We start from the raw sequence: 26,617 nt of genomic DNA, 5'->3' as shown, positions 1-26,617 counted from the left end.
ACGCGGGGGCGACCGGTGATTCTTGCCCGCAAGCCCCACCGGACAGATCAATGGATAAATGGCTTGCGCGTTAATAGAGCATATCTCCTGCTGGGAACAGCATTGCTGGCGGCCAACACGGCCCCTGCCCTCGCGGCTGATCAGGCGGTGTGTACGCGCACCAGCTACCTGCTGGGTGAGAACCTGACCTTCAATCGCAAGGACATCGTGCAGTATGCTGATGTCCAAAATGGCGCGCAGGGTGCCAACGGCGAGGCGGCGCAAACCGATCCGGTCATCGAGTTCACCGCCGACCAGCTCGATTATGACAGCAACGCCGATGTGGTAACTGCGACTGGCAATGTTCTGCTGGTCCGCGCGGAACAATCCCTGGTAGCTGATAGCGTCACCTGGGACCGCAAGTCTGGCGAGGTTCGCGCCAATGGCGCCGTCCAGATCATCGATGAGGAAGGCAACAAGCTTTACGGCGATTCGATCGAACTGACCGAGACGATCCGCGATGGCGTCATCGAGAACATCCTGGTGGTGCTCGATGCCGGTGGCCGCATGGTTGCCACCCGCGGCACCCGTGATGATGGCGTGATCACGCTGGAAAACGCTGCCTATTCGGCGTGTCTCGTCGAAACCACGACCGGCAGGCCCAAAAATCCAAGCTGGCAGCTCCGCGCGATCAAGGTGGTCTACAATCCCGCCGACAAGCGGGTGCGCTATGATGGCGCGCGGCTCGAGCTGTTCGGGCTTCCGGTGATCCCGATGCCCGGCCTCAGCCACCCCGTCGGCGAAGGTAGCGGCGGTGGGCTGCTCTTGCCCGATATCCGTTTGAGCCGAGCCAACGGCATGCAGCTGAGCGTGCCGTATTATTTCAACATCGCTCCCAATCGCGACCTGACCGTAACCGGATCGGTTTTCACCCAGGTGCTGCCAATGGTGAGCGCCAACTATCGCGCGCTGACCGATCGCGGAGCTTATCAGATCACCGGCTATGCAACCGCAAGTTCGCGTATCCCGGTGAGCGCAGGTGGCATCGGCGCCGATAGCCAGGACGATTTTCGCGGCTATCTCGACGCCGTCGGACGCTTTCAGCTGACCGAGGCATGGACCGTCAGCGGATCGTTGAGGGTCGCGACCGACCGCACCTTCCTGCGCCGCTATGATATCACCCGCGAAGACCGGTTGCGCTCGACCATCGAGGCCGAACGGATCGGCCCCAACAGCTATTTCTCACTCGCCGGATGGGCGACGCAGACGCTGCGCGTCAACGATCCGCAGGGCCAGGTGCCGATTGCGCTGCCCGTAGTCGACTGGCGGCTGCGGCTGCCCGACAGCATCGCTGGCGGCAAGGTCGAGTTCCAGGTCAACACGCTCGCCATCACCCGCACCGCCGGGCAGGACACCCAGCGCGCATTTGCACAGGCCCGCTGGGACATGCGCCGCCTGACCGGGATGGGGCAGGAGTTCACGCTGACCGCTCTGGCGCGCGGCGATGTCTACAACAGCAGCGAAAATGCGCTGACCAACACGCTGATCTATCGCGGCGAGTCCGGCCTGCAGGCGCGCGCCAGCGGATCGGTTGCTGCCGATGTGCGCTGGCCATTCGTGGGAGAAGCCTTTGGCGGCACCCAGGTGATCAGCCCGCGCGTCCAGGTGGTCGGCACACCGACCACGGGTAATCTGGCACTGCCGAATGAGGATTCGCGCGCGATCGAGCTTGAAGACAGCAACCTGTTCGCGCTCAACCGCCTGCCCGGCTATGATCGGGTCGAAGAGGGCGTGCGCGTCGTCTATGGCGTCGAATGGTCGCTCCAGCGCCCCGGGATGCAGCTGAACGCGGTTGTCGGCCAGAGCTATCGCTTCGATGACCAACGCGATTTCTTGCCCGCAGGCACAGGCCTTGGCAACCGCACATCCGATGTCGTCGGCCGCGTCGACCTCAAGCTGCGCAACTTCATCCGTTACACCCACCGATTCCGGCTGGACAAGGACAACCTGGCGGTGCGCCGCAACGAGGTCGACATCACGCTTGGGGGCCGCCAGACCTATGTGCAGGTAGGATATCTCAGGCTCAACCGCGACATCGGCCCTGAGGTCGAGGATCTGCAGGACCGAGAGGAGTTGCGCGTGGCAGGGCGCGTCCGTGTCGCGCGCTATTGGTCGGTGTTCGGGGCAGGCGTTGTCGATCTGAGCAATGCCAAGGAAGACCCCAGGCTGCAGTCCGACGGGTTCGAGCCGATTCGTACCCGATTGGGTGTCGCCTATGAGGACGACTGCCTTGAACTGGGGCTGACGTGGCGCCGCGACTTTATTCCTGTGGGCGATGCCCAGCGCGGCAATACCTTTCTGTTGCGGGTGGCCTTGCGCAACCTTGGCTTTTGATCCCAAAGGCGATATCCACCACCGCGCTCATCCCCGGTTAACGCGGCGAAGGGCAAAGGATCGCTTTTCCACAACCAGGAAGATATGAGTTTGCACGCATTGAACACCATCGCGATCCGTACCCGTCAGCTGGCGAAAAAGACGCTTCTGCTGTCGCTGATTGCGGGGCTATCCATGCCCGCGCTTGCCCAGACCGTGGGCGATGACGCTGCAATGCCGGAGACCTCGCTCAACGTGCCCGAGGGCCTGACCATCTTTGGCAAGCAGGACCCCAACGTCCGCCGCGCCACTGCGATCGTCAACAGCGAGATCATCACCGGAACCGATATAGACCAGCGTGTCGCGTTGATTTTGGCTGCCAACGAGGCGCCTGTCTCCGATGAGGAACGCGGCCGTTTGCGTTTGCAGGTGCTGCGTAACCTGATCGATGAGACACTGCAGATCCAGGAAGCTGCAGCGAACGACATCTCGGTCGACGAAGCTCAGGTCGAGCGGACCTACACCCAGGTCGCCGCGCAGAACTTCCGCCGGGATACCGCAGCACTCGACAAATATCTCGATAGCATCGGTTCGTCGTCGCGCTCGCTCAAACGCCAGATTCGCGGCGAGCTCGCCTGGCAGCGCCTGCTTGGTCGCAACGTGACGCCGTTCATCAACGTGTCCGAAGAGGAAGTGAAAGAGGTCATCGAACGGCTGAAGGCGTCCAAGGGCACCGAAGAGTTCCGCATTGGCGAAATCTATCTTTCAGCCAATTCTCAGAACAAGGCTGAAGTCGCGCAGAACGCACAGCGGATCGTCGAGCAGCTGCAGCAGGGTGGTTCGTTCGTTGCTTATGCCCGCCAGTTCTCCGAAGCATCGACCGCCGCTGTGGGCGGTGATCTGGGCTGGCTTCAGCTCGGGCAGCTTCCGCCGGCACTGGGCGTTGTCGCTCGCGACATGCAGGTTGGCCAGCTGGCAGGACCAATCGAGATACCGGGCGGTTTCTCGCTGATGTACATGATCGACAAGCGCCAGATCCTGACCGCCAATCCACGCGATGCACTGCTGGGCCTCAAGCAATTGTCGATCGCCTTCCCTGCTGGCACCACCGAGTCCGAAGCGACCCGGCGGGCTTCCGAATTCGCCACGGCCACCCGCGCCATCAAGGGCTGCGGATCGGCTGATGAAGTTGCTGCGCGGCTTGGTGCAACCGTGACCAACAACGATCAGGTCGCGGTGCGCGATTTGCCTGCACCACTGCAGGATACGCTGATTGCGCTCTCGATCGGCGAGGCGACCCAGCCTTTCGGCTCGGTTGCAGATGGCGTGCGCGTGCTGGTGCTGTGTGGCCGGGACGATGCACAGGCAGAGGGCGGCCCCAGCCCCGAGCAGCTGATGGCGAACATGGAGGAAGAAAAGGTCAACCGCCGGGCGCAGATCTATCTGCGCGATCTTCGACGGGATGCGGTGATCGAGTATAACTGATGCGGACAATGGACTTCGTCCGCGCGTGAGCGGTTTGCTGGCCATATCCTCCGGTGACCCTGCCGGGATCGGCCCCGAGATCATCGGGAAAAGCTGGCAGGCGCGCAAAGCCGAAGGATTGCAGCCTTTCTTCGCGATTGGTGACCCGCGCGCCTTTGCCAGCGTCTGGGACGGACCCGTTACGGTCATCGAAACGCCATTGGATGCGCTGAGCCAGTTTGCCACCGCGTTGCCCATTCTCCCGGTGATCGACAGCGGAAACGTTACCCCGGGTGCGCCTGATCTGGATGGTGCGCGCTGCGCGCTTCAGGCGTTGGAAATGGGCGTCGGTCTGGCACGGGCCGGCACTGTGCGGGCCATCGTCACCGGCCCGATCGCCAAGATTCAGCTGCAGAAGGTGGGCTTCAACTTTCCGGGCCAGACCGAATTCATCGCCGAGGCCTGTGGTGTCGACCGGCAGAATGTCGCGATGCTGCTCGCTGGACCTGGCCTGCGTGTCGTGCCGATCACGGTGCACATCGGCATTGCGCAGGTCCCCGCCGCGCTGTCGATCGAACTCATCGTCAACCGCGCACGTGCCGCCGCCAAGGGCATGGCGCGCAATTTCGGGATCGAGCGCCCCCGCCTCGCCATCGCCGGGCTCAATCCGCATGCCGGTGAACAGGGCAGCATGGGCAGTGAAGAGACCGAGATCATCATCCCGGCGATCGAGATTTTGCGCGCCGAAGGGTTTGACGTTGCAGGCCCGCTGCCTGCCGATACGATGTTCCACGCGGCGGCCCGCGCGCGTTATGATGTCGCCTTGTGCCAGTATCACGACCAGGCGCTGATCCCTGTGAAGGCGCTGCATTTCGATGACGCTGTCAACATGACCCTGGGACTGCCGATCGTGCGGACATCGCCCGACCATGGCACCGCATTCGACATCGCAGGCAAGAACCTGGCCAGTCCCAGTTCGATGATCGCCGCGATCCAGATGGCGGGCGCAGCGTGGCAGCACCGCCAGACCCACGAAGGCTGATGCGTACTCCCGTCACCGCCGTGCCTCCGCTGCGTGAGGTGATCGCCCGACATGGCCTGGCGGCCAGCAAGGCGCTGGGCCAGAACTTCCTGCTCGACGAACAGCTGCTCGACCGGATCGCTGCGGTTCCAGGCGATCTCGAGGGCGCAGATGTCCTCGAAATCGGTCCCGGCCCCGGCGGCCTGACCCGTGCGTTGCTGCGCGCAGGCGCCAACGTCACCGCGATCGAGCGTGACCGTCGCTGCCTGCCAGCTTTGGCCGAGCTGTCAGATGCCTTCCCCGGACAGCTCACGGTGATCGAGGGCGACGCGCTCGAACTGCCGCTCGCGCAGGTGATGCCGGGGCCGTGCCATATTGTCTCCAACCTGCCCTATAATGTCGGCACCGCATTGTTCATCGGCTGGCTGGGGGGCAAGACCTGGCCGCCGCAATGGCTGTCTTTGACGCTGATGTTCCAGCGCGAGGTTGCCGAGCGCATCGTCGCGGACACCAATGCCGATGCCTATGGCCGGCTGGCGATCCTGAGCCAGTGGCGCTGCCATGCCCGGCTGGCGATGAAGGTCCACCGCAGCGCGTTTACCCCGCCGCCCAAGGTGATGTCGGCGATCGTCCACCTTACCCCTGCCCCTATGCCCGAGGGCGTTGCACCCGCGCGGCTCGAGGCGTTGACCGCTGCGGCATTCGGCCAGCGCCGCAAGATGTTGCGTCAGAGCCTCAAGGGGTTGGCGGGCGCGCTGGCGGCTCTTGAGGCGGAAGCGATCGATGCCTCGCGCCGGGCCGAAACGCTGAGTGTGGTGGATTTCGTTCGAGTGGCGAGGGCGATAGAGGCGGGTTAGGGCGCGTTAGCTGCACAACGTCCCTCTCGCCCGCAATTCCCTCACAATCCCCTTCCCTTTCCCGGCGTGTGCGTTAGCATCCCTCAAACCCGCAGGCAGCCTGGCACCAGACCTGGGCGCGGCGGACCGGACGAGGAGCTTGAAGCATGTACGATCTGATTATTCGCGGCGGCACCATTTATGATGGGCTGGGCGGCGCACCGTTCACTGGCGATATCGCGATCAGCGGCGATACCATCGCGGCGGTGGGCACGGTCAGCGGTAGCGCGCGCGAAGAGATCGACGCCAGCGGGCATATCGTCACCCCCGGTTTCGTCGACATCCACACGCATTATGACGGCCAGGCGACGTGGGATGACGTCATGGCACCATCGGCCTGGCATGGCGTGACCACCGTCGTCATGGGCAATTGCGGGGTCGGCTTTGCGCCCGCTGCGCCTGACAAGCACCAGTGGCTGATCGGCCTGATGGAAGGTGTCGAGGACATCCCCGGCACCGCGCTGGCAGAGGGCATGACCTGGGACTGGGAAAGCTTCCCCGAATATCTCGACTCACTCGAGAAGCTGCCGCGCACCATCGATATCGGAACCCATGTGCCGCATGGCGCGGTGCGCGCCTATGTGATGGGCGAACGCGGCGCACGCAACGAAGAGCCGACCGATGCCGATATCGCCGCGATGTCGCGGATCGTCGAGGAGGGCCTGCGCGCAGGAGCCTTGGGCTTCTCGTCGTCACGCACCGTGCTGCACAAGTCGATCGATGGCGAGCTCGTCCCGGGTACAACCGCCACCGCAAAGGAACTGATCGGCATCGGCCGTGCGATGGGCAATGTCGGCTATGGCGTGTTCGAAATGGCGTCCGATCTTGTCCCCGAGTGGAACGAGTTCGACTGGATGACCGCTTTGTCGAAGGAAACCGGACTGCCGGTGACCTTTGCGATGCTGCAATCGCCGATGAAGCAGATGACCTGGACCGAGCAGATGGCCGCGTGCGAGGAGGCCAACCGCACCGGCGGCAACGTCGTTGCGCAGATCTCGCTGCGCGGTACCGGGGTGGTGATGAACTGGCGCGGCACGGTGCATCCGTTCGTCCAGCGCCCCAGCTGGCGCGCGATTGCGGAACTGCCATGGGACGAGCAGCTCGCCAGGCTCCGCGACCCCGCATTCAAGGCGCAGTTGCTGAGCGAAGACAACCTGCCGCCGCCCTCGCCCGATATCGCCGCGTTGTTCATGCTGGTGACCTCGGGCTTCGCGTTGCAGTTCGCGATGCACGACGATTTCACCTACGAGCCGACCCGCAACGAGAGCATCGCGCTGATGGCCGATGCCGCGGGCCGCGACGGCGCCGAATACGCGTATGACGCGCTGATGGCGGATGATGGCAACGGCTTCATCTATCTGCCCATCCTCAATTACCAGGACGGCAACCTTGATTTCATCAAGGGTCTGCTCGAGCGCGACGACACCGTGGTCTCGCTCTCGGATGGCGGCGCGCATTGCGGGACGATCTGCGATGCGGCAGCGCCGACATTCCTGCTGAGCTACTGGGCGCGCGACCGCAAGGCAGGCACGATTCCGGTCGAGCTGGCGGTCAAACGCCAGTGCCATGATACCGCGCGGCTGTATGGCCTCAACGATCGCGGTGTGCTCAAGCCGGGCTATCTTGCAGATCTGAACATCATCGATTTCGACAAGCTGCGGCTCAGCCGGCCCTGGCTGGCGTTCGATCTGCCCGCAGGTGGCAAGCGCCTGTTGCAGACCGCCGAGGGCTATGTCGCGACGATTAAGTCAGGCGAGGTCACCTTCCGGCACGGCGAAGTGACGCAGGCGCGGCCCGGCGGGCTGATCCGCGGCCCGCAAAATGTCGAACACAGGGTCGCTGCGGAATAACCGATCAGCCGGCAGGCGGGCTCCAGTCGCGCACCGCTGCATTCAGGACCGTCATCGGCATCGGTCCTGATTGCAGCACCAGATCATGGAAGGCGCGGACATCGAACTTGCTGCCGTGTGCGGCGCGGGCGCTCTCGCGCGCGGCAACGATTGCGTTGGCGCCAACCTTGAAGCTGCACGCCTGGCCAGGATAGACCGCATAACGCGTGACCTCGCGATCGGTCGACTCGGGCTGCTCGCCGGCGTTCTCGACCATCCAAGCCACAGCCTGCGCCTTGGTCCAGCGATGGTGGTGCAGTCCGGTATCGACGACGATCCGCGCTGCGCGGAACAGGCTGGACTGCAGATAGCCGATCCGGCCGAAGGGATCGTCCTGATAGACACCCAGTTCGTCGGCGACCTGCTCTGCATAAAGCGCCCAGCCCTCGGTATACGCAGAGAAGCGCACGATCCGACGGAACAAGGGCAGCGCCGGGGCATGCGAGAGCGCACTGGCCTGATAATGGTGCCCGGGAATACCTTCATGGTGGCTGAGCGTGGGCATTCGCCAGGTGACATGCTCGGCAGGATTCTTGAGGTTGAGCGAGTAGACCCCGGGTTCGCCCGGGCCACCGCCGGAATAGAATGCACCTGGTGCACCTGCCTCGATCGCAGGCGATATTCGCCGCACGACGATCGGATCGACGGTGGTGGTATTGAAGCCCCCCGGAAGCAGCGCGGTCACCTTCGCCAGTTGCTGCCGGGCAAGCGCAAGCAGCTTGTCGCGCCCGGCGTCATCGGGGAACACACGGAACCGGGCATCGCTGTTCAGCGCTGCAACCCGCGCCATCACGCTGCCCTGGGTCAGGCCTTGCGCCCGCAGCAAACCATCGATCTCCGCAGTGATCGCGCGGCATTGCTCCAGCCCGATGCGATGGAGTTCGGCAGGCGAGGTATCGACCGTGGTGTTCGCGCGCACCGCTGCGGTATAATAGGCCTCGCCATCGGGGAGCTTCCAGACGCCCGCGCGGTCGTCGGCCTGCGGTGCCAGGGCTTCGAGCGCGGCGATCTGGCGGCTGAGCGCAGGCTGGATTTCGTCGCGGAAAATGGCCAGGGCGCGGTCGCTAACATCGCCCAGACCCTTTTGACGGATCCGCCGCAGCGCAGGAGCGATCATCCCGGATTGGGCCGGGTCGCCATCACGCAGCCCCTTGATCTGCGTGATGGTGCGGACAAGCACGAAATCGGGCGGGATCACACCGATCCCTGCATCATGACGGATCCGCTCGCTTTCCTGATCGAGCGCGACCGCAAACGCCGAAAGCCGCTGCAACCAGGCCTCGACATCGGCCTCGGTCTCGATCGGATGACGGCTCCCGATAAAATCGGGCAACCAGTAATAAGCGCCGTTCATCTGGCTCACGACATAGGGGCTGGGGCGCAGATTGCCGTCGACATAGCCATAGCGCCCGAGCATGTCCGCCAGCGTATCATAGACATAGCGTGCTACGCCGTAGTCCAGCTTCGCGCGGGGCGACAATGCTGCGACATCGATGCTGTCGAGATTGGCGAGCGCGGCCTGGATTGCGGCACGATCGGTGGCACGCGCTGCCATCGACCTGTCATCGAGTCGGCCACGCAGCGCGGCATTGGCGCCGGTATCGTAGTTCTCGCCCGTTGCCTCTTCGGGCGAACGGCGCAGATACGCCTCGACGTGCCGCTGCAGCAGCGCTGCCAGCGCGCTATCGGCGCTCATCCCCTGCGCCAGCAGCGCATGGGGCACGAGGCCCGACAGACCGCCTGCCGCAGCCACTCCCATGAAGCTCCGGCGATCGATCATGTTGTTGCTCCGTTACGCTTTTCATCTGCGTCGCTGAATACGGTATGGGGACGGCCGCGACCAGAGCCGTCCCCAATTTCGTGTCAGAACTTGTAGCCCAGGCTCGCCCCGAACACCCGGAACGATGGCTCGACCTGAACGCCGCTGTAGAACGCCTTTTCATAGGCGTTGGCGTAGAAGTCCTCCTTGAACAGGTTCTCGACGAACACCACCGCGCGGATGTTCTCGTCCTCGATCCCGAGGCGCAAATTGACGTTGTGATAGCTCGGACTTTCGAACGGCTCACCCGCCACGTCCTTGTAGAGATAGTAATATGGGTTCGAGATCATCGAGGAACGGAAGGTCCATTCGGCGCGGGCAAACGCTTCGAAGCGATCGCTGATCGGCACTGTGTACTGGGTCTGTGCACCCAGCGTCCATTGGGGCGCATTGGTCAGTTCTTCGCCCGAAATATCGATGACGACCCCATCGATCAGCGCGCTGGGATAATCATTGTACTTCGATTTGTTGAAGCCGACGTTCCCGCTCAGGTTCCAGTTGTCGGTCAGCCGCGCATCAAAGCTGGCTTCGACACCATAGCTTTCCGCCGAGGCCGCGTTGTCGATGCCGCTGACACCGCGCAGCAATCCGGTGACCGGATCGATGAACTGGAAACGGATCGTCTGCTGGACATCCTTCCAATCCATATAAAAGCCGGTGATATCGACCCTCAGGCGGTTGTCGAACAGGTTGAACTTCGCCCCCAGTTCATAGTTCCACAAGGTTTCAGGCTGGAATTCGTTGCTCAGCGCCGCGCTGTTGGTGGTCTGCGTGCCACCCGACTTGAACCCACGCGAGGCGGTTGCAAAGACCATGAGGTCGGTGTTCGGCTTATACGTCAGGGTCACCTTGGGTGAGATATCCTCAAAGTCGGCGACGCGATCATTGTTGCCGGTGATCACCGTGTTCGAGCGGGCCTGCGAGACATTGGTGACCTTCTCCCACGAATAGCGCAGGCCTGCGGTTGCGGAGAACTGTTCGGAAAAGTTGAGCGTGCCCTGCGCGAAGATCGCAAAATAGCGGCTCGAACTGTCGCCATCGGCGCCGGTGACCTCAAGGCCGTTGCAGTTGCCCGCCAAGGCGGCGGGGCAAAGCGGGCTATCAGCACCATGGAACGTCGATTGGTCGCTGACCCCGGTATCCTTGCCCAGTGACGTTCCGAAGCTCCAATCGAGGAACTGGGTCCCCGTCGATTGCAGCCGGATTTCACCGCTGGTCGATTTGCGCCGCAGCTTGAGGTCTTCGTAGAAGAAATCGCGGCTGCCACCATCGACATCGCCGAAGTTGAAGACATCGGAGACCAGATGGCCGCCGACCGCTGTCAGCTCGACAGGTCCGAAGTCCCAGACCGCACGGCTGCTGAAATATTCGAACTTGCTGCCGACGCGCTGGTCACGGTTGAAGTTCACGCGGCTGTTGTTCTGCGGAAAGAAGCCGACGCCGTCGGGGTCGCCGATCAATCCTGCGGGCCGCCCATAATATACCGATGCCCAGGTGCGGGTGACGAACCCGGTCGGCACACCGTTGCGCATACCCACCTCTTCATCCGAGTAATTGTAGATGAAATCCCAGGTCAGCGCATCGATCGGGGTGAACCGCACCTGGACACGCCCTGTGTAATATTCGCTGTCGTTGCCGCCACCGATCGCGTTGATGTTGCGGATGTTGCCATCCGACTTTTCGATCTGGCCCGACGCGCGCAGCGCCAGTACGCCAGGCACGATGGGAACGTTGATCACGCCCTGCGCGCGCTTGGTGTCAAAGCTGCTATAGCCGATCTCGACTTCACCCTCGAAGGTATCGACAGGCTTTTTTGTGATCACGTTGATCGCACCGCCGACCGCGTTGCGACCGAAGTACGTCCCCTGCGGACCGCGCAGGATCTCGATCCGCTCAAGGTCGACGATTTGCGGGTTGCTTGTGCCAGCTGCGACGTTGAATTCGTCGACATAAAAGGCATAGCTCGACTGGCGCACGTCGGCATACGGGTTGAGCTGGTTAGAGATACCGCGGATCGCAAGGTCCTTGCGGTCACGCGAACCATTCGACTGGAAGCTTACATTGGGCGTCAGCGCGAAATAGTCTTCGACGCTCTGGATGTTTTGGTTCTTGATCGTCTCGGCGCTAACCGCAGTGATCGCGATCGGCACATCCTGCAGGCTCTGCTCGCGGCGCTGTGCGGTCACGACGATGTCGTTTGCACCGACAGAATTTTCCGCTTCCTGCGCATAGGCAGGCATCGCTGCCAAGCCTGCGATAATTGCCGCTCCAGCAACGCTGATCGAAAACCGGCCGATGCTGCGCTTGTGATTGATGCTGTTTTTCATATCAAAACCCCCTCTTCACCGGCGGTGATGTCCGCCGGTTCCAGTGATCCAAACCTCTCCAAAGTCGCCGTTTTAGGGCGTCAGTCTGTCCAGCATTGCGCGTCGAGCGGGTCTTTGCCTGCTTCGAGCGTGTGCCGGACGAGAACGATCGATGCGATCTTGCCGCCTTTCAGTTCGGCATGACCTGCTGCCAGCGAGCAGCCGAGCTGGCCGTCACGCCGCGAGCGGATGACGTGATAGGTGTAGACCCGGTCGCCCACTTCGAAGACGTCCTTGAACGGGACGACGATCTCGACATCGCCGCCGCCCGACTGGATCTTCTGGAAATGGGTCGCCCACTGGTCGACACCGTTGATCACCGTGCGGCCTTCAAGCACCAGCGTCGCATCGGGCGTGAAGAACTTGGAGAAGTTTTCCGGAGTATAGGCGCCGGGCGTCTTGAATGCCTGGTTCCACCAGGTGAACATCTTCGAGACGACGTCGTTTGCCGGCTTTTCCTGCGCGGTGGCCGGCGCGGAAAGCGTGAAGGCGGCGAGGACGGATGCGATGAGCAGCGTTTTTTTCATTGTGAGGCTCCCTGTCATTATGTTGCTTGATCGGCGGTTGTTGCACCTCGCCGTTGCCCAAAGTGTCCGTCAGTTGAACTGTTGTTTCAACAACATTGTAAATCCGCGTTCATTGCGCCCAGCGCAAACTAGCGAGGTCAGGTGCACCGGCCATTGGTGATTGAATTGCACGCGATCACCGTCGCGCGCGGCAACACGCAGGCCATCTTTCGTGTTCTATCAATCCGTTATCAGTGCGGTGTGAAACGCTACCCGGCAGGCGCGGTGCCCAGCGCTGGGCCAGGAGCGTTGTCAGAGCGATCATTTACCCAGCCCGACCAAGGCGTCATTGCGCGACACAGACCGTACAGGCGCTGATCCGAGTCGCGGATCAGGGCTGAATACGGTCGTCGCGGATCACCTTGCCGCCCTTCATCACGAAACCGATCGTGCGCAGCGCGGCGATGTCGGCGATCGGATCGGCATCGAGCGCGACGATGTCGGCGTAATAGCCAGGCTTGAGCACGCCGACTTCGTTATCGACCCCGAGCATCCGCGCCGGTTCGATCGTGGCAGAGCGCAGTGCTTGCGCAGGCGTCATTCCCGCATCGACATAGATCTCCGCCTCGCGGACGGTCGCGGTCGTGCCCTCATTGGGCTCATACGGGTACTGGTCGGTGCCCAGCGCAATGCTCACCCCGTTGGAGATCGCATCGCGCAGCGCCTGGATATGCGCCTTGCCGACCGAATCCACCCGGTGAAGATACCAGGGAGGCGAGCCGATCTTGCGGTAGAATTCCTTCGCCCCGCTCTGGCTGACGACGATCGTCGGAATGAACCACACGCCCTTGAGCTTCATTTTCTTGAGCACCTGAGGGGTGAGGAAATAGCCGTGCTCGAACGCGTCGATTCCCGCATCGATTGCCGCATCGGACGCGATCGGCGAGCCTGAGTGGCCGGTGACCTTGACCCCGTTGCGATGCGCTACCTCGATCGCGGTGGTGAGCTCGGCATCAGTGAACGGCGATGCCCCGATGTCGCCATGCGTGTCCGAAATGCCCCCCGAAATGCCGAGCTTGATCCAGGTCGCACCCGCCTTCACCTGCTCGCGCACCGCGCGTGAGAATTCGGCAGCACCATTGACCTCGGTCTTGCCATGGCCACCGGTGGCGACGATCGAAGACCCCGCGGTGTGGATGCGCGGACCATCGAACAGGCCTGCGTCGATCGCGCGCTTGAGCGTGAAATCGACCCCGGCATCCGAGCCGGTCAGCCGGATCGTCGTCACCCCGGACTTCAGCGACTTCTGCGCATTGTCGAGCGAACGCAGCACCATCGAGTCTGGCGTCTCGTTATAGATCCGCGATGCGCCGGGCAGGTTGAGCGCCAGATGGACATGCATGTTCATCAGGCCGGGAATCAGCCACTTGCCATCCATCGCGATCACTTTGGCATCGGGCGGCACCGGCGTGCTGGCGCGGCTGCCAATTGCCTGGATGCGCTCATCTTCGATCAGCACGACCGCGTCGCGGAGCGGTGCCTTCCCGTCCAGATCGACGACGTTGCCGCCAACCAGCGCGACCGTTTCGGCCAGCGCAGGTGCAGGCGGCAACGCGCAGGCAGTAGCCAGAACGAGCAGGGCATGTTTCATGGCAGAACTCCTGGAGGTGCGCGTCATTGGACGATCGTTTCGGGTGCGGTGTCGTTGCGGTAGATCACCCCGCCCTTCATCACGAAATCAAGCGTCCGCAGCGCCGAGATATCCTTGGTCGGATCGGCAGCCACTGCCACAATGTCGGCATACTGGCCCACCGCGATCCGTCCGACGGTCTTGTCGATGCCCAGCATTGCTGCCGGCTTGATCGTCGCGGCCTGCAACGCCTGCAGATGGGTCATCCCGGCCTTCTGGTAAAGCTCGGCCTCTGCGACCGTCGCGGTCGTTCCACCATTGGGCTCGAACGGAAACTGATCGGTGCCCAAAGCGACATTGACCCCCATGCGGATTGCCTTTTGCAGCACCGCCCAGTGGTCCTTGCCGGTCGAGGCCACCCGCTCGAGATACCACTCGGGCGATCCGATCTTGCGATAGAATTCATACGCGCCAGGCTGGCTGACCACGATGGTCGGAACCAGCCAGGTGCCCTGCTTCTTCATCTCGGTGAGGACCTGATCGTTGAGGTGATAGCCGTGTTCGAAACAGTCGACTCCGAACTTGAGCGCCTGCAGCGCCGCCTCGGACGAACCATTGTGCGCGGTGACCTTTACCCCGTTGCGGTGCGCAACCTCGATGATCGTAGAAAGCTCCGAATCGGTCATCGGTGCGGCGGAAATATCGCCATGCGTGTCCGAAATGCCGCCCGAGATCGCGATCTTGATCCAGCTTGCGCCGCCCTTGATCTGGGTCCGCGCCGCCTTGCTGAGCTCTGCAGGACCATCGGCCTCGAGCGAGCCGTGGCCGCCGGTCGGCACGATCAATTCGCCTGCGGTCTCGATCCGCGGTCCGATCGCCTGGCCCTTGCCGATCGCGCGTTTGAGCATGAAGTCGAGCCCGCGATCCTCTGCGGTCAGCCGTACTGTGGTCACCCCCGCCAGAAGCGTCCGGCGGGCGTTGGCCGCCATGCGCAGCGACTGCTCGCCATCCTTCTCGTTGATCAGTTCGGCGCCCTCTGCGCCGGGCAGCTTCAACCCGAAATGGACGTGCATGTTCATCAGGCCCGGGACGAGCCATTTGCCATCCATCCGGACGACCTTGGCCGCAGCAGGCACCTCGATCGACGCAGCGGGCCCGACCTTCACGATCCGCTCACCCTGGACCAGCACGACCGCGTCGCGGATCGACGCGCCGCTGTCGACATCGACCACCGATCCGCCGACCAGCGCGGTCATCGGGGGTTGCGCTGGCTGGGCGGGAACCGGCTGGGATTGCGCTGCGATCGGGGTGGCGACGACCCCGATTATCGCAGCGAGCGTGGCCATTGTGTGCGATCGTTTCATCTGTGTGCCCTCCAAAATTGCTGCGGCCAAGCCTGAGGCAACGGCCACGGAAAACAATGAACACCATCGCGCAAATTCGTTGCGCAAAACGCAACATTGCCGCCGAAACCACTCGCGAAAAGCAACAAAAATGCGGAAAATCGCGGAGTTGCCGAGGGTTTGGCTGATTTGCCGGCATTTCGGTGTAGCCACCACTTCGGGTTGCATTATTGCGGTTGTGCGACACGATCGGCAACAAGCGAAAAGCAATACGGGGACCAACGCCATGCAAAATCCATCTTTCCAGTTATCCCGGCGATCGGTGATCGGGATGATGGCGGCAAGCGCGCTGACCCCGCTGCCGGCCCTCGCGCAGGGAGCGTCGGCTTCACAAGCGTTGCGGGCCTTGCTCGAACGCAGCGAGGCTGCCGATGCCGCACTCAACCCGCTGCGCGCAGCACGCAATGGCCAGACCGGCGGCGCTCTGTTCGTCGATCCGCTGGGCGACGCCTATGCAACCGCACTGCGCGCCAACAAGGCCACTGCGTTGGCCGAGCTTGGAACGATCAACCGCGATGCGCTGCCCGCCGCCGACCGGATTGCCTATGACGTTTTCGATTACCAGACGCGCCAGACGCTCTCCCTGTTCGATACCGGACTGTTCGATGTCCAGCGCATGGCACCGCTCAATCCCTCGTTCGGATTGCACATCGAGTTCCCCGACTTCCTGTCGAGCGGGGCAGCGCCATTTGCGACGCCTCAAGATTATGACGCCGCACTGGCACGGATCGACGGCTTTGTCGGCTATATGGACAGCACCGTCAGCCGCCTGAAGGAAGGCCGCGCACAAGGCTATCTCCAGCCGCGGGTAATCGTCGCCAATGTGCTGGCGCAGGTCGATGCGATGCTGAAGCTGCCGACTGAGGGAAGCCCGTTCTGGGCCGGGATCAAGCGGATACCGGCATCGTTTGCACCACAGGAACGCGAGCGGATCACCGCCGCGTTCCGCTCCATCATCGAGGACAAGGTCTATCCCGCCTATCGCGGCTGGGCGACCTATCTGCGCGACACCTATCTGGCCGATGCGCCCGAAGCGCCCGGCCTTTGGGCGATGAAGGATGGCGATGCGCTGTATGCGTGGAATCTCGCGCGGCACACCACTACCACCCGCTCGGCTGACGACATCCACCGCCTGGGCCTGTCCGAAGTCGCACGGATTCGCGCCGAGATGGAAGCGGTGCGCAGCAAGGTCGGGTTCGATGGGGATCTCAAGGCGTTCTTCGAGCATGTTCGCACCGATCCGCGCTATTACTGCAAGACCCCCGAAGAGCTGATTGCCCGGTTCGAGGCGATCGAGGCCAGGATCTGGCCCGCGATCCCGCGGCTGTTCCATAGCCGACCCAAGGCGCCTTTTGAGGTCCGCCCCCTGCCCGCGCTCGGCGACCAGCGCGGTACGGGATATTACCGGGTCGGGCCGCCCGATGGCGTATCGCCGGGCATCCTGTTCTTCAACATGTCGATGCTGGGCACCCGCCCGATCCCGACGCTCGAGACATTGACGCTGCACGAGGGCATTCCAGGCCATCATTTCCAGCTGACGCTCGCGATCGAGAACGACGCCTTGCCTCCGCTGCTGCGCCACGGCCAGGCCACGGCCTACTCCGAAGGCTGGGGGCTGTACGCCGAATCGCTGGGCACCGAACTCGGCATGTTCACCGATCCTATGCAGCTGTTCGGGCATCTCGATATGGAGATGCTCCGCGCGGTGCGGCTGGTTGTCGATACCGGGCTCCACGCCAAGCGCTGGGAACGCCAGCAGGCGATCGACTATATGCTCGACAACACCTCGATGGCGCCGCGCGATGTCGTCGTCGAGATCGATCGCTATATCGCCTATCCGGGCCAGGCGTGCGCATACAAGATCGGCGAGCTCAAGTTCCGCGAGCTGCGCAATGCCGCCGAAAAGGCGCTGGGGCCGCGGTTCGATGTGCGCGACTATCATGACCAGGTGCTCTCGACAGGGGCGCTGCCGATGGACGTCCTCGATGCGAAAATCCGCAGCTGGATCGACGCTGGCGGCGGCAGGGCGTGAGCATGACGCAACCCGTGCTCTCTTCGAAGCCCGTGTCGCGGCGTCACCGATGGCTGCTGCTGATCCCGTTCCTGTGGCAGATCGGCGGTATCCCGCTGGTCAACGACGTCGCGTGGCGTCCGTTTTCGCTGCCGTTTCCGATGGTGTGGCAGATGGCGGGCATCGTCATCACCTCGCTGATCATCGCCTTCATCTTTTCGATCGATGCCAGACACCCCGAATTTGACGAGCCCGAAGACGGTGTGCCCGCCGCAGGAGATGCGCATTGATCCTCGCCCTCACTCTGGCGGTCGTGCTGGGCACGATGGCGGGCGCCCTGCTCTCGGCACGGCGGCACGCCAAGGCGCGGACACTGGCCGATTGGGCGGTCGGTGGCCGCAGGTTCGGGGTGCTGGTGTTCTGGTTCCTCAACGCGGGCGAAATTTACACCACCTTTGCGGTGCTGGGGATCTCGGGCTTTGCCTGGGCCCACGGGGCCCCGGCGTATCTCGCACTGACCTCGGTTTCGCTGTCGGCGACCATCGGATACTGGCTGATGCCCAATATCTGGAATGCCGGCCGCAAGTTCGGATTGGTCACGCAGGCAGACTTTTTCGCCAAGCATTACAACGCGATCTGGCTGGGTGTCGTGGTCGGGATCGCGGGCATCATCGCCCTGATCGTCTATGTCCAGATCCAGATCGTCGCGCTCAGCCTGATTGTCCGGCTGACGCTCGGGACCGATGTCTCGGCAGTCGCCGCCGCGATCATCGCTGCGGTCGTGATGCTCGCCTTCGTCTATTTCGCCGGGCTTCGGTCGGCAGCGTTTGCCGCTGGCGTCAAGGACGTGCTGATGGTGGTGATTGTCGTCTCGCTGTGCCTCACCGTAGCCTCCAAGGTCGGTGCGGCATCGATGCTCGACGTCTATCGCATGGCACAGGACCAGTATCCTGATATCGGCCGCCTCCCGGGGTTGCAGCCCGAGGCAGGGCTTTCGACCGTCTGGCTAATGACCGCCGCGCTCAATGTCGCGCTGGGCAACTGGATCCTGCCGCATCTGTTCCAGCTGTGCTTTTCGGCCGGAACCGAAGCCACGATCCGTCGCAACGCGATCTGGCAGCCGCTGTATTCGCTATCCTATTTCTTCATCATCCTGCTCGGGCTGGCGGCTTTGCTGGCGGGGACCGAGCCTGCAGGCGGCGATACCAACGCGGTGCTGCTGCAGTTCGTCTCGGATCGCTATCCATCCTGGGTGATCGGCATCTTTGCGGGCACCGCGTGCCTGCTCGCGCTGGTTCCGGGATCGGTGCTGCTGCTCACCGCTGGATCGATCTTCAGCCGGAACATCCTGCTGCCGATCGTCCCGCGCCTGTCCGACCGCGCATCGTTGCTCGCCTCGCGGTTGTCGATGATCGTGTTTGCCGCAATTGCGGTCTGGCTGACATTGGGCGGATCGCGCTCGCTCGTCGAGATCGGACTGTCCGCCTATGCCGCGATCGGAATGCTCGCCCCGGGGGTCTATTTCGCCTTCCTGTGGAAGCGGGCACATGCCTGGGGCGTGCTGACCGGGATCGTGATCGGCTATTGTGCGCTGCTGCTGCCGCAGGCGCAGACGCTCTGGAACACGCTGCTGCCGCACTGGGACCATGGCCTGATTGCGATGGCGGTCAACGCCAGCGTCACTGCAATGGTCTGCATCGCGTGGCCCCGGCAGCCTGCTCTGCGAACACAGGCCGCCTGAACGGCTGGCGAGCGGTCAGCTCCAGCTTTTCAGCCGCGCTTCAAGCACACCCATCAGCCGGGCGGGCGCACCCTCCAGCTGGCGACCCAGCCGGTGGATCAGGCTGACCGTGCTGTGCTCGATCGCATCATCAAGCAGCGGGCGGGCAACAAGGCTGCCCTCCTCGAGCTCGGCGAGCGCTGAAATCCGGGGCAGCACCGTCAGCGCGCGCCCGGCCTTGGCTGTCTCGCGCATCATCTGGATCGAGGTGGTGACCAGCCGAGGCTCGAGCCACACCTGTGCGCGCTTTTCGGCATGGTTCAACGTGCTGCGGATCCGGAACCCCTGCGGCGGCAGGCACAGGTCGAACTGGCTGATGTCAGCGATGGTCAGCGCCTCCATCGCCGCGGCCGGATGCGTTGGTGCGCACAACACCATCAGCGGCTGTTCGACCGTCGTCCGGGTCCGGATTTTGGGTTCGCTGGTGGTGTGCAGGATCATCCCGATATGCGCCTCGTCATCGAGCACCATGCGGATGATCTCGGAGCTCGCGCAGCTGGTCACGGTGATTGATATCCCCGGATTGCGCCGCTGGAAGCCTTCGATCAGCGAGGTGAACGAGGGCCCGAAGAAGCCCTCACCGATCGCCAGATCGATTCGACCCGATTTCACCTCGCGCAGTTCCTGGATCCGGTTAAGCAGCGCCTCGCGGTCGGCGACCTGATTCTTGTGGTAATCGAACGCCAGCTGTCCCGCTTCGGTCAGCCGGATCGATCGGCGACCGCGCTCGATCAGTGCGATCCCCATTTCGCTTTCAAGCTGTGCGATCTGGCGACTGATCGACGATGTCGCCACCCCGATCTTGTCGCTCGCCAACCGCATCGAACCGAGGTTTGCCGCCTCGTAGAAGTAATGCAGCGCGTTGTCCCACATCCCGGTTTCTCCCTGCGATCCGTTGCTGTCGTGAGAACAAAGAATGCCATCCGTTGCGGTAAACGCAACCAATTTCGTCTTTTGATGTTCTTGCTGCGAATGCACCTTGGCCTCACGGGACATCGTGCTGTATGTCCTGCACAGGGGGAGCCGAGTTGATGACCAAAAGATCGCGTGCCAATTGGCAGGGATATATCCCGGCGATCACCACGCCGTTCGATGCGGATCACGAGCTCGATCTGCCGGCGCTGGGCATATTGCTCGAATGGCTCCACGCCGAAGGAATGCATGGGCTGCTGATTGCAGGGACCACCGGCGAGTGGCCCAGCATGACCGCTGACGAGTGCAAGGCGCTGTTTTCTGCAGTGGGCAATCAATTGAGCGGCAAGCTGCCGCTGCTTGCCGGGTGCACCGCGTTCACCGCCAAGCGCGTGCTCGATCTTGCCGACCATGCGGCCGCGAGCGGCTTCGACGGCATCGTCGTGACCCCGCCGCCATATTATCGCCCGCTGCCCGACGAGATCTACGGCTTTTACTGCGATATCTCGGACCGCACCCGGCTGCCGATCTGCGTTTACAACTGGCCACCAGGGACCGGCATCGACATGCCGCTCGATCTGCTCAAGCGGATTGCTGGGCTCGATAATGTCGTCGCGATCAAGCAATCGACCAGTGACCTGCGCCGGTTCGTCGATACCTTTTTCGCGCTGAAGGACGAGGTCCGCATCTTTGGCCATTCGATGGACGAGCATGGCCTTGCGCTGCTCGAATCGCGCGGTGGTGACGGAACGATGGGCGCTGGCGCGGTGCTCGGACGCACCCATCCCGATTTCTACAACCGGCTGTGGGCTGGCGACATTGCCGGTGCGCGCGAATGCGGGCGACAGGACCGGGTGATCCTCGATGCCTGGTACACCCCCGAACTTGTCGGGCGCTTCGGATCGGGGCCTGCCATCCTCAAGGCCGCACTCAACGCGCAGGGGCTTCCGGGAGGCTATGTCCGCCCGCCCTTGCGCGATGTCGCCCCCGAGGACGCCGAAAGAATCAAAGAGACTTTGGTCCAGCTCGGGCGCATCTAGGATCGATGGAGCGGGCAGACGTAGCGATCATCGGGGGCGGGCTGGTCGGCTGTGCAGCGGCCTGGCAGCTTGCGCGCAAGGGTGCCTCGGTGGTGCTGATCGAGGCCGGCGACATCAATGCGGGGGCTTCGGGCCAGAATGCGGGCTCGCTCCACTTCCAGATCGAACGGCGCTTCCTCGAAAATGGCGATGATCTTGCCGAACAGGGCGCGCAGATCGTCGCGCTCAGCCGCCACGCGGTCACCGACTGGGCCACGATCGAGGGCGACCTGGCCGCTGACCTCCATGTCGCGATGGACGGGGGGCTGATGGTCGCCGAAACCGCCGAGCAGGTCGCACTGCTCGAGCGCAAGGCGGCGCGCGAAAGCCATGAGGGCCTGGCGGTGCGCACGCTCGATGGCGAGCAAGCCCGCACGATTGCGCCCTATCTCTCGCCGGGCATACTCGCTGCAAACTTTTCCGCCGATGAAGGCCATGCCGATCCGCGCGCTGTCACCCCTGCGCTCGCCGATGCCGCGCGCCGCGAGGGCGCATCGGTCCGCACCGCAACCCGTGTCCGCACGATTGAACGCGATGCGGGACGCTTCCGGGTCGAGGGCGAAGGGCTCGCGCTGTCCGCAGACCAGTTGCTGGTCGCAGCCGGCGCTTGGAGTACGGAGATCTGCGCGCTGGTCAACATCCATATGCCGCTTTATCCGGTGGCGCTGCTGATGAACGCGACCGAGCGTACCGCGCCGATGGTGCCGCATCTGGTGCAGCATGTCGGGCGCAGGCTCTCGCTCAAGCAGACGCATGCAGGCAACCTGCTGATCGGCGGCGGATGGCCCTCGCGGCTCGCCCAGACACCGAACGGAGGGTTCGATCTCTCGGCCAGGGCGCAGATGATCCCTGAATCGCTGACCGGCAATCTGCTCGCGGCGCGCGACGTGGTACCCGGGGTCACCCAGCTCAACCTGATCCGCAGCTGGACCGGGGTGACCGCGATTTCATCCGACCAGTTGCCGATCGTCGGACCGGTGCCGCGCGTACCGGGGCTGTGGGTCGCGGCAGGGGGATCGGCGTTCACCTTAGGGCTGACCTTCGCGCGGATGCTGGCCGACGCGATGACAGGAGGTGACGCCGACGAGCTTGCACTGCTGTCGCCCGCACGCTTCGAGCATCTGAACGGGTTCATGGGATGAGCGCGGACCGGATCATCCATGGCGTGGTGCGCGGCGAGCCGATCACGATTATCGTCGATGGCGAGCCGCTGGCCTGTTTTGCAGGCGAGACCGTCGCTGCGGCGATGCTCGCGGCGGGTGTTGACGCGTTCCGCTCCGATCGGCGCGGCAAGCCTCGCGGCCTGTTCTGCAACATGGGCAGCTGTTACGAATGCCAGGTGACGCTCGTTGCCAGCGGACGCCGGGTGCGCGCGTGCCTGACGCAGGCCGTCGATGCGATGGAGGTCGTTACCCGTGGCTGATCTACAGCACTTCGATGTCGCGATCATCGGCGGCGGTCCTGCCGGGCAGGCCGCGGCGGTTGCACTCTCCGGTCATGGCCTGTCGATCGCCGTGATCGACGAACAACCCCGCCCCGGCGGGCAAATACTACGACAGCCCCCTGCCCGCTTTGCAGTGCAAGCCTGGCTCGAGGGTCGCAGCTACGCACCGCTCAAGCAGTTGCTCGCACGGTTCCAGGCACTCAGCGGAATTACCTGGCTGGGCGAGCATTCGGTGATTGGCGTGCAGCAGGGCTCGGTCATGGCGATGGGACCCGAGGGCGTCACGACGATCAGCGCCCGCCATATCCTGATCGCGGCGGGCTGCCAGGATCTGGCGGTACCGGTCTCTGGCTGGACGCTTCCAGGGGTCTATGCTGCGGGCGGAATCCAGGCGTTTCTTAAGGGCCAGCAATTGCTCGTCGGCAGCCGCGTGCTGCTCGCCGGAACCCACCCGCTCCAACTGCTGATCGCGGCGCAGATCGTCGCTGCGGGAGGTACGGTGGCGGCGGTGATGTTCGCTCAGCCGCGCAGCGCGATGATCGGGGCGCTGACGAAGCACCCACTGGCGGCTTTGCGGCGTGCGCCCGATCTGCTGGCGACCGCCGGTGCGCTTCGGACGCTTGCTCGGGCGGGAACGCCGGTCCTTTTTGGCGCGAAGATCGAGGCGCTGACCGGCAACGACCGTGTATCGGGCGCAATCACCAATCAGGGCCAGGTCGCGTGCGATGCTGTGGGACTGTGCTACGGCTTTGTGCCGCAATCCGCAGTGCCGCGCATGGCAGGTGCGCAGATGAAGCCTGCGGGGCCTGCGGGGGGCTGGGCGTGTGTCCATGATGAATGGATGCGCACATCGGTACCCGGGATCGCGGCGGCGGGCGAAGCCGTAGGTGTTGCAGGCGCTGCCGCTGCAGCGGCGGGCGGCTCGCTCGCCGGGATCGCCATTGCGCTCGATTTGGGATTGATCGATGCCGACGCCGCTGATCGCGCCGCACGCCAACCGCGCCGTGCGTTATTGCAGCACCGTGCCTTCGCCGCGCTGCTCGACGCTGCGGCCGATCCCACAGATCATTTCCCGAAGCCGGCGGGCGATACGATCATCTGCCGCTGCGAGGATGTCGATCATGCAACGCTTACCGGTCAGGTGTCAGCAGGCGGTTCGGCCAACGCGATCAAGCTTGCCACCCGCTGTGGGATGGGGGCCTGCCAGGGGCGCAATTGCGAGCCCAGCCTTTTGCGGATGATCGCTGAAACAGGCCCCGGCTCCGACCCGGGGTTTACCGCGCGCTTTCCGGCACGCCAGGTCTCGATCGCCGACCTGCTGCCACCCGAATGATCCGCCCCGCCCCAACATTGCGCTGTCGGCAACAACTTTTACGCATCCGTTGCGTTGCAGGCTCGGCCCGCGCCGCGCACTATGACGCTCCAGCATCAGGGAGCAGCAGATGACCTCAGCACCGGACAAGCCCGTTTTTATCTCGGTCGATCATATCTCGTGGACCGTCCCCGATCTTGACGCGGCGCTCGCCTTCTACCGCGATGTCATCGGCGCAGAAGAGCTGTTTCGCATGGGGCCGCTCGATGCCGCCGATATGCCGGTCGATGACCAGGGTACCGACTGGATGGCAAGCCATGTCGGGGTGCCCGGCGCGCGGATGACGCTGGTGATGATGAAGCTTACCGACAACATGAATTTCCAGCTGGTGCAGTACGACAAGCCCGACGACCGCCGGACGGATCTTCCGCGCAACTGCGATCGCGGCGGTCATCATCTCGGGCTCAAGGTCGACGATGTCGACAAGGCGCTAGCCTATCTGACCGCGCACGGCTGCACCCCGCTCGAGATCATCCACATCGATTCAGGGCCACTGGCGGGCAAGAAGAATGTCTATGTGCTCGACCCGTTCGGGCACCAGCTCGAGATCGTCGACTGACACCCGCAGCAAAGGAACAGCACATGACCAATACCAAGATCAATCCCACCGGAATGTATGATGCCGTCGGCTATGGCTTTTCGCACGCGGCGATCCATACAGGCGGACGCACGGTTCACCTTGCCGGACAGGTCGCCTGGGACAAGGATTGCAACGTCATCGGCGGCGATGATCTCGGCGCGCAGACCCGGCAGGCGCTGGCGAACCTCAAGCAGGTGCTCGCAGAGGTCGGCGCGACGCCTGCGCATATCGTCCGCCTGCGCACCTATATCGTCGATCACAATCCCGAAAAGCTCGGCCCCGTATTGGGCGAGGTCGGTGCGTTCTACGATGGCGACACCCCCGCACCCAATACGGTGATCGGGGTCCAGGCGCTCGCCCTGCCCGACTTCCTGATAGAGATCGAGGCGACCGCGGTCATCGACTGACCCCGGTCGCCCGGCGTCAGCGCAGGGCCTTGATCTCGTCGTCACGCCCGGTCATTTCCCAGCGGATCAGCGAAATTGGGATCGATCCGGCAGCGCGGAAGCGGTCGTGGAAATCCTTGATGTCGAACGCCTCGCCCTGCTGCATCGCGACATCGGCCAGCAGCTTTTCGAGTTCGACCTTGCCGATATAATAGCCGATGCCATAGCCCGGCTGACGCAAATACAATTCGATATCGAACTGCGCGACCGCATCGCCGGGTTTCATCCATTTGGGCGTGCGCGCGATCAGCGATTCATTGGCCTGCTGCCAGGTCCATTCGTTGGCCTGCATCTTGAGCTCGGGCATGATCCGCGCTGCGCGCTTGGCGCCCAGGATATAGTCGATCTCGCGCGTCTTGGGGCGATCCTCGAGCATGCCGGCCTGCAGGATCATTTCCTCCAGATAGAACGCCCAGCCCTCGTTGCGCAGCCCGTTGACGAAGAACAATCGGGGCTTGCCGCGAACAGGCCGCGTGTCGCGTGCGGCCTGGAGCGAATCGAACATATGCCCGGGCAGGTTGTGCGCGCGCAGCGGCAGCCCGTCGCGGAACTCGGCCTGGAAGAAGAAATGCAGGTTGAGCGGCGGATCGAACAGCCCCGGCTTGGAGGGATCCCGCTCGAACGGAAACTGGTACGGTCCCTCTTCGGGATCATGCTCGACATAATCGGGGATCGTCACCCACTGCCCGTCGCGCAGCAGCTTGAGCAGGTGCTCGTCCTCGGCCTTGCGCTTGGCATCGAATTCAGCGCGCGTTTTGACCGGTTCAGGCATCGCGATATCACGGTTGCGATGCTCCTCGATCTTGAGGAACGCCACCTGCCGCTGGTATTCGCGTTCGCCGATCACGGCGACCTCATCGGGCGTATACGGCAGCAACAGCACGTTCCTGAGGTACCAGGCGTAGTTGTCCTTGCCGACACCGCCATGGGCGGGAAGCCCCGCTTCGATCGATTCGAGCCAGGCCTTGAAGTTGGCGGCGGCCGTCTGCGCGCGTTTCGCGGGCTCGACCAGTTCGGGCTGCAGCCTGGCGGCAGACTGTGCCAGTTCGCCGAACACATTGATCTCAACCTGCTTCTGCACGATCGCCAGCCGGGCAAGGTCGCCGCGCGGTGCGGTCAGGTTGGCGCGGGCCTGCGCGAGCGCCTCGGGCACGGCCTCGAGCTTCGCCTTGAACGGGGCCAGCCTGTCGGCATCGAGCGGCAGCCTGGGTATGCCGAAGGCACCGTGCATCTTGGGGCCAAAGCCCAGGTTGGTGGTGCTGTAGAATGCCGGGTCATGCTTCCACGGCTGCATCACGCGATGCTGGAATTCCAGCCCGTGCATCTCGGCTTTGACCACCATGTAATCGACACGCTCGCTCACCGGCCAACCGCTGTCGTCGATCGCGTTCAGCCTTGCCTGCAACTTGCGCAGACCGTCATACTGGCGCGCCATCGCCGCTGGCGAGTAATCGGGAACGCCATCCACCATCGGGGGCGCGACGAACGCCCGAAATTCGTCGTACAGCGCCACAAGATCGGCATGGCTTGCCTGCGCGGCTGCGGTCTGCGCAGACAGAGGCATGGACGGCGTCAGTGTCACGACAGGAAGGGCAAGCAAGGCTGCCACCAGACGCATTTTCAGTTTCATGCCAATTCTCCCTGTCG

The 26,617-nt window shown here is 63.4% G+C and carries 21 protein-coding genes; 14 read left to right on the top strand and 7 right to left on the bottom strand.

Going from position 1 to position 26,617, the window contains the following annotated elements; translation table 11 throughout:
- The first annotated feature begins 63 nt into the window (after window positions 1–63).
- The 5 genes from IEW00_RS07685 (at window position 64) to IEW00_RS07665 (ending at window position 7,583) form a co-directional block, all read left to right on the top strand.
- A complete protein-coding gene (locus tag IEW00_RS07685) occupies window positions 64–2,373 on the top strand; it encodes an LPS-assembly protein LptD (protein WP_229736875.1) in 2,310 nt (769 codons plus the stop codon).
- 84 nt (window positions 2,374–2,457) lie between these two features.
- Entirely contained in the window at window positions 2,458–3,837 is a 1,380-nt protein-coding gene (locus IEW00_RS07680) for a peptidylprolyl isomerase (RefSeq protein WP_188513769.1), read from the top strand.
- Window positions 3,838–3,862: 25 nt separating this feature from the next.
- Window positions 3,863–4,858 carry a 4-hydroxythreonine-4-phosphate dehydrogenase PdxA gene (gene pdxA, locus IEW00_RS07675; protein ID WP_188513768.1) on the top strand — a complete coding sequence of 332 codons (996 nt, stop codon included), beginning with the start codon at window positions 3,863–3,865 and terminating at the stop codon, window positions 4,856–4,858.
- On the top strand, window positions 4,858–5,694 hold the full coding sequence (gene rsmA / locus IEW00_RS07670) for a 16S rRNA (adenine(1518)-N(6)/adenine(1519)-N(6))-dimethyltransferase RsmA (protein ID WP_188513767.1): 837 nt from the start codon (window positions 4,858–4,860) through the stop codon (window positions 5,692–5,694). Before pdxA ends, rsmA begins: the two co-directional genes overlap by 1 nt.
- A gap of 146 nt (window positions 5,695–5,840) precedes the next feature.
- The gene (locus tag IEW00_RS07665) at window positions 5,841–7,583 is read left to right on the top strand and encodes an N-acyl-D-amino-acid deacylase family protein (protein ID WP_188513766.1); all 1,743 of its coding nucleotides are present in this window, start codon (window positions 5,841–5,843) and stop codon (window positions 7,581–7,583) included.
- A 4-nt stretch (window positions 7,584–7,587) separates the two neighbouring features.
- On the opposite strand, the gene IEW00_RS07660 is transcribed toward IEW00_RS07665, so the two are convergent.
- The 5 genes from IEW00_RS07660 to IEW00_RS07640 all read right to left on the bottom strand — a co-directional run bounded on the left by IEW00_RS07660 (window position 7,588) and on the right by IEW00_RS07640 (window position 15,289).
- Window positions 7,588–9,402: a DUF885 domain-containing protein gene (locus tag IEW00_RS07660; RefSeq protein ID WP_188513765.1), complete on the bottom strand. Its 1,815-nt coding sequence runs from the start codon at window positions 9,400–9,402 to the stop codon at window positions 7,588–7,590.
- An 83-nt stretch (window positions 9,403–9,485) separates the two neighbouring features.
- Window positions 9,486–11,768, bottom strand: a complete 2,283-nt coding sequence (locus IEW00_RS07655) for a TonB-dependent receptor (RefSeq protein ID WP_188513764.1) — start codon at window positions 11,766–11,768, stop codon at window positions 9,486–9,488.
- A gap of 80 nt (window positions 11,769–11,848) precedes the next feature.
- Window positions 11,849–12,334 (bottom strand): Cif family virulence factor, encoded by a 486-nt coding sequence (locus IEW00_RS07650; protein ID WP_188513763.1) that lies wholly within the window; start codon window positions 12,332–12,334, stop codon window positions 11,849–11,851.
- 370 nt (window positions 12,335–12,704) lie between these two features.
- A complete protein-coding gene (locus IEW00_RS07645; RefSeq protein ID WP_188513762.1) occupies window positions 12,705–13,964 on the bottom strand; it encodes an amidohydrolase family protein in 1,260 nt (419 codons plus the stop codon).
- 23 nt (window positions 13,965–13,987) lie between these two features.
- Complete coding sequence (locus IEW00_RS07640; protein ID WP_188513761.1) at window positions 13,988–15,289, bottom strand: amidohydrolase family protein; 1,302 nt, start codon at window positions 15,287–15,289, stop codon at window positions 13,988–13,990.
- A gap of 283 nt (window positions 15,290–15,572) precedes the next feature.
- On the opposite strand from IEW00_RS07640, the gene IEW00_RS07635 reads away from it, so the two are divergent.
- From IEW00_RS07635 to IEW00_RS07625, 3 genes are read left to right on the top strand one after another with little or no spacing between them, the layout of a single operon-like run.
- Window positions 15,573–17,378 carry a DUF885 domain-containing protein gene (locus IEW00_RS07635; RefSeq protein WP_188513760.1) on the top strand — a complete coding sequence of 602 codons (1,806 nt, stop codon included), beginning with the start codon at window positions 15,573–15,575 and terminating at the stop codon, window positions 17,376–17,378.
- 2 nt (window positions 17,379–17,380) lie between these two features.
- Window positions 17,381–17,647, top strand: coding sequence for a DUF3311 domain-containing protein (locus IEW00_RS07630; RefSeq protein ID WP_188513759.1), 267 nt, complete (start codon window positions 17,381–17,383; stop codon window positions 17,645–17,647).
- A complete protein-coding gene (locus tag IEW00_RS07625; RefSeq protein ID WP_188513758.1) occupies window positions 17,644–19,098 on the top strand; it encodes a sodium:solute symporter family protein in 1,455 nt (484 codons plus the stop codon). The genes IEW00_RS07630 and IEW00_RS07625 overlap by 4 nt, the downstream gene beginning before the upstream one ends.
- A gap of 15 nt (window positions 19,099–19,113) precedes the next feature.
- Here the strand turns inward: IEW00_RS07625 and IEW00_RS07620 are convergent, their stop codons facing one another.
- On the bottom strand, window positions 19,114–20,010 hold the full coding sequence (locus tag IEW00_RS07620; RefSeq protein WP_188513757.1) for a LysR family transcriptional regulator: 897 nt from the start codon (window positions 20,008–20,010) through the stop codon (window positions 19,114–19,116).
- Between the two features lie 158 nt (window positions 20,011–20,168).
- Between IEW00_RS07620 and IEW00_RS07615 the strand changes: the two genes are divergently transcribed.
- The 6 genes from IEW00_RS07615 to IEW00_RS07590 all read left to right on the top strand — a co-directional run bounded on the left by IEW00_RS07615 (window position 20,169) and on the right by IEW00_RS07590 (window position 24,931).
- Window positions 20,169–21,089 (top strand): dihydrodipicolinate synthase family protein, encoded by a 921-nt coding sequence (locus tag IEW00_RS07615; RefSeq protein ID WP_188513756.1) that lies wholly within the window; start codon window positions 20,169–20,171, stop codon window positions 21,087–21,089.
- A 5-nt stretch (window positions 21,090–21,094) separates the two neighbouring features.
- On the top strand, window positions 21,095–22,270 hold the full coding sequence (locus IEW00_RS07610; RefSeq protein ID WP_188513755.1) for an NAD(P)/FAD-dependent oxidoreductase: 1,176 nt from the start codon (window positions 21,095–21,097) through the stop codon (window positions 22,268–22,270).
- Window positions 22,267–22,551 (top strand): (2Fe-2S)-binding protein, encoded by a 285-nt coding sequence (locus IEW00_RS07605; protein WP_188513754.1) that lies wholly within the window; start codon window positions 22,267–22,269, stop codon window positions 22,549–22,551. Before IEW00_RS07610 ends, IEW00_RS07605 begins: the two co-directional genes overlap by 4 nt.
- Window positions 22,544–23,905 carry an FAD/NAD(P)-dependent oxidoreductase gene (locus tag IEW00_RS07600; RefSeq protein ID WP_188513753.1) on the top strand — a complete coding sequence of 454 codons (1,362 nt, stop codon included), beginning with the start codon at window positions 22,544–22,546 and terminating at the stop codon, window positions 23,903–23,905. Before IEW00_RS07605 ends, IEW00_RS07600 begins: the two co-directional genes overlap by 8 nt.
- Before the next feature lie 109 nt (window positions 23,906–24,014).
- The gene (locus IEW00_RS07595; RefSeq protein ID WP_188513752.1) at window positions 24,015–24,503 is read left to right on the top strand and encodes a VOC family protein; all 489 of its coding nucleotides are present in this window, start codon (window positions 24,015–24,017) and stop codon (window positions 24,501–24,503) included.
- Between the two features lie 23 nt (window positions 24,504–24,526).
- Window positions 24,527–24,931 (top strand): RidA family protein, encoded by a 405-nt coding sequence (locus tag IEW00_RS07590; RefSeq protein ID WP_188513751.1) that lies wholly within the window; start codon window positions 24,527–24,529, stop codon window positions 24,929–24,931.
- A gap of 16 nt (window positions 24,932–24,947) precedes the next feature.
- Here IEW00_RS07590 and IEW00_RS07585 read toward each other — a convergent pair whose 3' ends face one another.
- Window positions 24,948–26,600, bottom strand: a complete 1,653-nt coding sequence (locus IEW00_RS07585; protein ID WP_188513750.1) for a DUF885 family protein — start codon at window positions 26,598–26,600, stop codon at window positions 24,948–24,950.
- Between the last annotated feature and the right edge of the window lie 17 nt (window positions 26,601–26,617).

Source organism: Blastomonas aquatica (assembly GCF_014639875.1).
Taxonomy (GTDB): Bacteria; Pseudomonadota; Alphaproteobacteria; order Sphingomonadales; family Sphingomonadaceae; genus Blastomonas; species Blastomonas aquatica.
The sequence above is the reverse complement of the archived record's forward strand: the minus strand, read 5'-3'. Positions and strand labels throughout refer to the sequence as shown.